This window comes from Vibrio sp. 1978 (assembly GCF_033344345.1).
On record NZ_JAWPOP010000084.1, the window covers coordinates 1 to 1,517 of the forward strand.

At 45.1% G+C, this 1,517-nt stretch carries 1 protein-coding gene; it reads right to left on the reverse strand.

Annotated features, from left to right (window positions below):
* Positions 1–1,517, reverse strand: a 1,517-nt coding sequence (locus R8N49_RS24605) for a putative bifunctional diguanylate cyclase/phosphodiesterase (protein WP_318190156.1), incomplete at both ends; no start/stop codon positions are given.

A 1,517-nucleotide genomic window follows, 5' to 3' on the forward strand; every position in this document is an offset into this window, starting at 1 on the left:
AGCCCAAAGCGTGCAAGCGCTCGCAAGTCGGAGAGAACTTTTCTAGATCTTCGATAAACAAGTTCTCGGTAATTTCTAACGTGATTCTATTGCAATCAAGATGGTATTTGTCCATCGCCGCCATCAAGCGCTCTATAAATTTGGCGTGTAGGAACTGCTTGACGGAAATATTGATCGACATCTGAATTGGGGTAGCAAGATGGGTTGTCAGTAAGCCCATATCTTCAAGGCTCTTTTCGATGATCAACTCACCCAATCGCACCATCAAACCTGAGCTTTCAGCGACAGGAACAAATTCGTTAGGTGGTACTTTGCCCAGTTCCTCGTCTTCCCAACGAACAAGCGCCTCAACACCATAAATCTCGCCATTGATGTTTAACTGCGGTTGATAGGCCATAAACAGCGTTTGCTTCTCAATCGCAAGCCTCAGACGTTGCTCGACTTTCATCTTATGCAGATGACTTGCTTGCATCTCCTGATTAAACAGACTGTACGCATTACGCTGTTTCTTCGCTTGATACATGGCGATATCTGCAGAAAGCAGCAGCGCGTCTAAGTTGTCGCCGTGCATTGGGTAGAACGCAATCCCAATGCTGCAACTGAGCAGAAACTGGTTATCGCTAACGTTATATGGTTTGGAAAGCGTTTGAATCAGCTCGCTTGCTAGATCTTTGATGGTCTCTTCATCAGTTCGATTAACGATAAAGATGAACTCGTCGCTTGCCTCACGGACGATCAAACGACCTTCGCCCGAAAAGTGGTTAAGGCGAGTCGAGATCTGTTTTAGAACTTCGTCACCAAATTCGTGGCCGTGTGTGTCATTGACCGATTTGAAGTTATCGATATCAATGAACATTAAGGTGAACGGGTTACTGCTGCCACACATCCAACGTTGAATGTTGGAACGCAAATATTCACGATTAGGTAGGCGAGTTAGATGATCATGACAAGCTTGGTAAAGCAAACGCTCTTTGGTTTCGTGTTCATTGTTTGCGATTGAGCGAAACAGCGCATAAAACGCTGCTTGAACGATCAGAAAGACGATGCAGTAAAACGCAAATTGGCTGTAAAAGCCGCGCTTGATGAAGCCCAAATCGGTCGACGACGCCGCCCATAACCCATAATCAGGAAGGTATTTGAGTGTGATTAATTCATTCAAACGTTGGGTGTCGACGACGACATTGATTGCTCGGGTTAGCTGTTTTACTTGGTCTGTATCCCAGCCGTAGTCTTGCTGGATTTGATCCAATAAGGCTTGTTTATTTAAATCATCGGCGGGCTTTTGATAGTCCTTGATCGTGGTGTCTTCAGATGAGCTAAACGTAAGGTAGCCGTCGTTTCTAATTAGGGACACGCGATTGTGTTCATTAGCATGAATGTCGTTACGAAACACTGACGACGTATTCATGTTAAAGCCAGCCGTCATTACCGCTTGTACTACGCCATTTTTATCTGGAATCGCTTTACGAATGGGAATAACTAACGAATCTTTCGCTGCCATAAAGTAGGTTCTGCCG